4 protein-coding genes and 1 pseudogene are annotated in these 7,228 nt (G+C 70.6%); 1 reads left to right on the forward strand and 4 read right to left on the reverse strand.

Translation table 11 applies throughout. The features are described 5' to 3' along the window. Positions 1 to 921 (reverse strand): hypothetical protein (locus tag AB0K34_RS45440; RefSeq protein ID WP_364554732.1); only part of this gene is annotated, 921 nt, incomplete at its 3' end. Beyond that, positions 918 to 2,681: an HSP90 family protein gene (locus AB0K34_RS45445; RefSeq protein ID WP_364554734.1), complete on the reverse strand. Its 1,764-nt coding sequence runs from the start codon at positions 2,679 to 2,681 to the stop codon at positions 918 to 920. The genes AB0K34_RS45440 and AB0K34_RS45445, both read right to left, overlap by 4 nt. 82 nt (positions 2,682 to 2,763) lie before the next feature. On the opposite strand from AB0K34_RS45445, the gene AB0K34_RS45450 reads away from it, so the two are divergent. After that, positions 2,764 to 3,420: a hypothetical protein gene (locus AB0K34_RS45450; protein WP_364554735.1), complete on the forward strand. Its 657-nt coding sequence runs from the start codon at positions 2,764 to 2,766 to the stop codon at positions 3,418 to 3,420. A 741-nt stretch (positions 3,421 to 4,161) separates the two neighbouring features. Here AB0K34_RS45450 and AB0K34_RS45455 read toward each other — a convergent pair. Next, positions 4,162 to 5,141 (reverse strand): annotated as a pseudogene (locus tag AB0K34_RS45455) (IS481 family transposase). Between the two features lie 694 nt (positions 5,142 to 5,835). Next, entirely contained in the window at positions 5,836 to 7,080 is a 1,245-nt protein-coding gene (locus tag AB0K34_RS45460; RefSeq protein ID WP_364554736.1) for a DUF222 domain-containing protein, read from the reverse strand. Positions 7,081 to 7,228 lie beyond the last annotated feature (148 nt).

Consider the following 7,228-nt stretch of genomic DNA (forward strand, 5'->3'; position numbering starts at 1 on the left):
GGCGGCCGGCCGCCGGACCGTCGCCGCGCCGTGCCCGGCGGCGGCCAGCCGCCCGAGCAGCAGGGCCGCGGCGGCGGAGAACTCCATGGCGGCGTGCGCGCTCGGCGCCCGGTCCAGCCAGCCGAGATGCCGCTGCAGGATCTCCAGGCCGCGCGCCTCGTTGCCGGTGACCGCGCAGAACTCCAGGTGCTCGGCGATGTCGCTGAGGTCGGCGAGCCGCGCCCGGTGCACCCGGTAGGCGCGGCGGTGCGCGTCGGCGGCCTGCTCCGGACGGCCCAGCCGCAGGTAGACCGGCATCAGCGCGGTCTGGATCGACTGCGGCTGCTCGTTGCAGTTCAGCTGCGCGCTCAGCACCGGCGCGGCGACCTCGAACGCCTCCTCGTGCCGCCCCGCCTCGATCAGGTGCCGGGCCATGCCGGTGGGGTCGCAGCCCTCGCAGTCCGACAGCTCGTCACGCTCGGCGGCACGCCACTTCACGTACCACTCGTCGGCCGTCCCGTCACCGACGTGCCGGGCCACCACGTTGCGGTAGTGATACACCGCCTGGAGGCTGTGCCCACCCGCCTTGTAGCGACGCTCCATGTCGTCCAGCACGGCATAGGTGCGGTCCAGCGGGATCTCAGGGAAGAGCGTGAGCGAGCTGACGATCGCTTTGATCTGCCAGAGCAGCCCGTGGGTGTCGTCGAACCGGCCCGGGTCGCGGTCGTGTTCGGCCAGCGTCCGGCTGAAGGTCGCGAACGCCTTCGCAGGCTCGCCCCCGTACCGGTAGGCGTCGGTCAGCCGAACCCTCACATGGAAGGCCAGCACGTCGTCACCGGCCGCCTCGGCACGGCGCAGCGCGTCCTCGACCAGCACGGTGCGGGCCTCCCCGTAGGGCAATTCCTGCGACCGCGCCATCAGCGCGTAGACGTCATCTGTCATTCGGGGGCCTCCGGGGAGTGGACGGCCCACTCCAGCAGGCCGATGAAGGAACGGTTCAGCACCGCCGTGTCGGCGGGCCGCAGCGGATGGTGGCCGAGCAGCAGCGCCTGCCCGTACAGGGCCTGGACGGCCAGCTCGACCGGCCCGCCGTCGCCCAGCGAAGTGACCCGCCGCGCCAGCGGGTTGCGGTAGTTCAGCACCAGTTGCGGACGCTCGACGCCGGCGGACGCGTTGACGGCGCCGAGGACGTCCGCCCACAGCTCGCCGGCCTCCTCCCTCGCCCGCGTCAACTCCTCGCGGAACTGCGCGTCCCGGCTGGTCAGGTACAGCGCGGGCAGCGACGCCGGGTCGAAGTCGCGGACCACCACCTCGCACCCGAGCCGCTCGACGGCCCGCTGCGCCGCCGCGAGGAACGGCCGCAGCGCCAGCTCGGCGGCCGGATCGAGCACACCGAACGTCGTGGTCAGCTCCGCCGCGTCCAGGCGGGCCAGCCGGATGTCGGGATCGAGATCGGGCAGCCGCTCGATGATCTCCGTATCGTGCACGTAGCCGCCGTTGATGAGCCCGATGCCCTGCGCGCCCGCGACCGCCGACAGCCGCCGGAACTCGTCCACGCTCGCGGTGAACCGCCCGTCCGGATGCCGCCGCCGGAACTCGTGCAGCGTCATCGGCCCGGCGGAGGTCTCGTAGTCCAGCCACCGGTCGACGATCCGCAGCATGTCATCGTCGTGCAGCGCCATCGCCTTCACACCGAGCTGATGCAGCCGCAGGAACGCGCGCAGCCGCGCCGGATCGGTCTCGGACAGCTTCACCAGCCACTGCCGAAGCACGTCCCCGAGCCCAAGGCGCGTCGACTCCAGAAGCTCGTCCTCATACAGAGCTTCACGACTGGCGGTGGGCCGCAGCTCCCCCGCGTCCACGACACACCGCGCGAAGAACGCCCACTCAGGCAGCAGCCCCTCGACGTTCTCGGCAAGCAGCATGCGCTTCAGATAGACCCGATGCGAGGCCCGCGCAGTAGGCGACACCGGCGCGGGCAAGATGAACGCGACCCCGGTCAAGCCCGCCTCAGGCACGTCCAGATCCACGACATCGAACGGCGTGAACCCGTAGAGCTCCTCGCAGTACGCCTCCAGCGCCCGCCGCCGCCCGGCCGGATCCCGGTAGGAGGCCCGCCACGGCGGCTCCCCGGTGACCTCGACACCGTCCACGACCAGGTCAACGGGCAGCAGAGACCCGTAGGTGCGCGCCAGCTCGGTCACGACCTCCGGACTGAGCAGTTCCCCCGCCCCCGGCCGCGCCCGCAGCGTGACGGTCGTCCCCGGCGCGTCCCGCTCCCCGGCCTCGACCCGGTAGCTCCCCTCGGACCGCCCCGTCCACCGGACCGCGTCCCCGCCCTTCGCGGACCGCGTCACGACCTCGATCTCGTCCGCGACGAGAAACGCGGACAACAGCCCGATGCCGAACTGCCCCAGGAAGTCATGCCGCGCGAACCCGAGCTCGTCCCGCTTGGACGACCGCCCGATCGTCGCGAGCAGCGTGTGGACCTCGTCCTCCGTCAGCCCGACCCCGTCATCATGGACCTTGAGCGTCCCGCCCCCGGTCTCGATCTCGACGCGCCCGCCGTCCCCCCGCGCGGTGATCGCGTCCACCGCGTTCTGCAGCAGTTCCCGCAGGTAAACGCGCGGACTCGCGTAGAGATGGCGGCTCAGCAGATCCACCACGCCACGCAGATCGACCTGAAACGCCTGCTCCGCCACCGTCCGCCTCCCCGATCACTTTCCGAGCGATCACACCCTAGCGACCGATACCGACGCCTCCGGATGATTTGCGCCCGCTACGGTGCGATCAGCACACCGCACCCTGGAGGACGCATTGCCCGCCGCCGTTTCCGCCCTCTGGCGCGGGGCCCGCACGCTGGGCATAGCCCTCGTCTTCCTGACCCTGGCCTCGGCCGCTTACCTGCGCTGGGGCATGGCGTCCGCCGCACTGGCCGCCATCATCGGCTGCATCTGCACGGCCGTGGCCCTCGGCCTGCTGTACGACACACGGCGCCCACTCCGCTTCAAGATCGTGCCCCTCTCCCTCGGCTACCTGGCCCTCCTCACCCTCAACGCCGTAGGCGTCATCGCCGCCCGAGACGTCACGATGACCCTGATAGGCACCGACGCCGACGTGATCGTGGCCAAGACCTGGACAACCGGCGGCACGAAGGGCAAACCGCAACACCACTGCACACTCCGCCACCCCGACGGCACCCCACTCACCCGCGAACTGGCCACAAACTGCGAAGCCCACACGGTCGGCGACACCATCCCGGTCGTCCTCGACCCGCAGGGACGCTTCCCCCCGATCAGCGGCCCCAAGAAGGACATGTCCACAGTCGGCGAACTCCAGATAACAGCAGCCGCCGCCCTGACCCTCGTCCTCTCAATCGCCATCGGCTCCCCGCCCAAGCACCCCCGCCCAACACCAAACCCCGCACGCACAAACACCTGAGCCCACAAACCACACCATCACGCCGCCTACCCTCCCCCAGCCCAAGACCCTCCACAACGACGCCGAGGACGGCCGAGCCCATGCCGTGGCCCTGCCCTGCGGCCGATCGCGGCGCCCCTGCCTCCGACCCCACATGCAGGCGCAGCACCCGGCAACAGAGACAGGGCCTGCAAGCCACACAACCTTGACCCTGCACGCGGCAACCAGCCAGCCCGTCTGTACGGCCCCCAGCCCGTCTGAGCGGAACGCGCCAGCCACACCACCGACCACACGACGCTGGCTCAGCGCGGCAGACGGCCCCGGCCCATGTTGACGGGACGAGCCGGGCACGCCGCCGCCGATCACCCGACGTCGGCCCAGGGCGGCCGAGCCCAAAGCCTGTTCCCGCGCACCATGCGGCCCGAGACCAGCATTGCGCGCGATCTCGCCGAGTGTGCCTTCGAGCCCACGTGCTGGCGCACAGTCAACTGGAGAGGCGGCCCTGCAGCCACGCAACCTTGAACCGGCGCGCGGCAGCCGGCCAGCCTCATCCGCTCGGCGGTGATCTCCTCGCGCAGCGCGCGCGGGTCGCCGCCCGGTAGCCGCACGACGAGATCGGCGGAGCGCGACAGCAGCCATACCAGCGGGCGCGCGGGCTCCGCTGGCGGCTGCGGGGGCGTCCCAGGGGGACCAACCAGCCCTTCTTAGTGGAACGCGCCGGGCACGCCGCTGACCATACAGTTCTGCCCTGGGTGTACTCGGTCATGATCTTGGTTGCAGTCGGGTGATGGGTGGCTTGCCGCCCGGGACGGTGTGGGGGTGTTGGGTGTTGTAGTGCTCGAGCCAGGTGGTCAGGGCGCGGCTGGGCTGGTCGTTGTTGGTGTGGGGGCGCTGGGAGGGCCATTCGGTGGCCGGGGTGCGGTTGAGGCGTTCGGCTTTTCCGTGGGGTCCACGGACAGCGGGGTTTGGATAGCGGGGCCGGGTGAACTTCTGCCGGGCGCCCAGTTCGGTGCAGGCCTGTTGGAAGGCGGCCGGGTGGCGGTGGTTGCGGGGTTGTCGGTCGGCACCCGGTGGATGCGGGTGATGCCGTGGGCGGTGAAGAACGCCGCCGCCCGGGTCGGGAACGCCGCGCAGGTGGTGCCCTTGTCATCAGGCAGCACCCCGGCGTCGGCCGGGTGGGTGTGGTCGTCGATGGCGGTGTGGACGTAGTCGTACCCGATACCGCGGCCGCGGACGGCCTCACTGCGGCCGTGCGCCCGCCGGGCGCCGCCGTCGGGGATCCGGCCGAGCTGCTCGACGTCGAGGTGGATCATCGCGCCCGGCTCGGAGTGTTCGTAGCGGCGGCCACTGTGGCGGGTCGCGCGGTTCTGGTGCCCGGTGACCGGGGCGCGGGCGGCCGGCACCGGGACGCGGTGACGGCGCAGGATCCGGGTCACTGTGCGGGCCGGGACCCCGGTGGCCGCCGCGATGTGGTCGGGGCCGGGCCGCAGTTCGAGGCGGGCCGCCAGCACCCTCTCCTCGGTCCGGGCCGCAGTCTTGGACGGGGACGTGCGGGGGCCGCTGCGCCGGTCGGCCGGCCCGTCCCATCCCTGACGCCGGTATCGGCCCACCCACCGGTACGCGCACTACCGCGACACCCCCAGCCCGACCGCGACGTGCGCGACCGGGCGGCCATCGAACACGACACGGCGAACCAGCAGACATCTGCCGTGAAACGTCAGACGGGCGTTAGCACGGCTCACTGAGACCACCGGGTGCTGGTGAAGCCTGCAAACTCCACCACGCCCGGAGGTCTTCTTGCTGATCAAACACCTACCGGTCAGGTATCACCAAGATCATGGCCAAGTACACCTAGCGCGGCGGACAGCCCTCGGCTCGTGCTGGTGCGACAGCCGGGCTCAGAGCGTGGACCTGTCCACCATGCGGCCCAAGACCAGCGCTGCGGGCGATCACGGCGAATGCGCCCTTGGGCCCACATGTAGGTGCAGCAGCCTGCAACAGAGACGACGTTGGCCCAGCACGGCAGACGGCCCCCGGTCCGTGTTGGTGGACGGGCCGGGCGCGCCGCCGATCACACGGTGTTGGCCCAGCACGGCGGATGGCCTCGGCCCTTGCTGGTGTGGCGGCCGGGCTCAGAGCGTGGGCCTGCCCACCATGCGGCCCAAGACCAGCACTGCAGGCGGTCGGGGCCGACGTGCCGTCGGGTTCGCGTGGGGTGGAGCGGTCGGGTGCGAACGCGCGCCTGTGGTCACGCGGCCTTGTGCCTGCGCGGTAGGTGGTCAGGATTAGCCCACGGCCCCAGACCCGCGCCGACGAGACGGGGGGTCTGGGGTGGGGTGTGGTCATGCGGCCTAAGGCCAGGGCGGTAGGCGATCAGGCTGGGGTGGGCGATCCCGGGTCTGTGTTGGTGGGACGGCCGGGTGTGGGTCCTGTCGATCATGCGGCTTGTGGCCAGGGTGGTGGGCGGCCGGGTTCGGGGAGGGTTCTGGTTTCGGGTGGGTGGAGGCGGTAGGTGTAGCGGCCGTCCGGGTTCTTGGTGATGTGGATGCGGTGTGGGTTGGTGTGTTTGTAGCGGTTGTGCCATCCGCAGGTGAGGGCGAGTTGGTCGATGTCGGTGGGGCTGTGGCCGAGGGCCCAGCCGTGGACGTGGTCGACCTCGCACAGTGTCCCGGGCACTTCGCAGCCCTGGACGGCGCAGGTGGAGTACAGGGTCTCCAGGACCTGACGCTGTGGCGCGGTAGCGAACCGGACCCGGTGGCCCAGGTAGAGCGGGGTGTTGCCGCCGCCGAGCAGGAGCGGAGACACCCCTGCGCTGAGCGCGATGCGGCGGGCTTGGGCGGCGGGGATGGGGGTCCCGTCGGTGAGACGTGCCGGGGTGGTGCCGCCGGTGAGGGTGTCCAGGTCGCAGATCACGGTGACGCGGGTGGCCTTGTGCCCGCCCGACAGCACCGTGGTCAGCGCAGCGGCCGTCCGCTCCGACAGGTCGCGGTGGTCGTCGGTTCCGGCGGGCTTGGCCAGCGGGGCGAGAGTGCCGTCCCAGATGGCGGCGTCTTCGGCGTTCAGCCAGCCCTTGATGTAGCGGCCACCGTCGAGGGACCGTGTCGAGTCGATCCAGGATCGCTCGTAGCCGCGCGCCACGTCCTCGGGGGCCTGCTCGGTGCCGTCGCGTTCGGCGATGACATCTCGGATCCGCTTGCCGAAGCTGGCGACCTTCCCTGCCGAGAAGCCCTGCTCGACCATGCCCAACAAGATGTCTTCAGCTTTGCTGCAGTCATCGTCATCGAGTCGAGTGACTGCTTCCGCGATGGTGGCGGCGTATCCGGCCGACAGGTCACCGGCGGTCCACCGCTCGGTCATCTCGGGCAGGCGGTGGCGCTGGCGGGCCAGGGTGAGCCGTTCTTTGGCGCGGGACTCGCGCATGCCCAGGCGGGACCGCAGCCAGGATCGAGTGGAGGGGAATCCCCACCGCTGCACCTCCCGCGCGCCGTCCACCACGCCGATAAACCTGGCGAGGGCGGCTTCATTTAGGTCGGTGGCGGTGGCGAGGGTTTCGGTGAGTTCCATGCACGCCGCCGCCGAATCGGGGGCGGGGCGGGAGGCGAGTTCGGCGGCGATCGCTGATGCCGCGTTCACCAATTCCATGGTGGACGCGGCGTCGAGGTCGACCGCGATTGAACTCATAGCCTTATGATATCCGGCCGGACGCTGCTTCGTCCTTTCGAGTCGAAATTCCTCCATGATTCTTTTGGGCTTCCTTGATCGACTCTCGCCTGTTTTCTCGAAAGGTTCATTTCGGGCATTTCGATTTGAAGTTCTGCACTTGCGTGCT

The organism is Actinomadura sp. NPDC049382 (genome assembly GCF_040677125.1).
Taxonomy (GTDB): Bacteria; Actinomycetota; Actinomycetes; order Streptosporangiales; family Streptosporangiaceae; genus Spirillospora; species Spirillospora geliboluensis.

Coding starts and splice junctions, on each gene's coding strand:
- AB0K34_RS45460 (WP_364554736.1), bottom strand. CDS start 7,080: ATGAGTTCAATCGCGGTCGACCTCGACGCCGCGTCCACCATGGAATTG.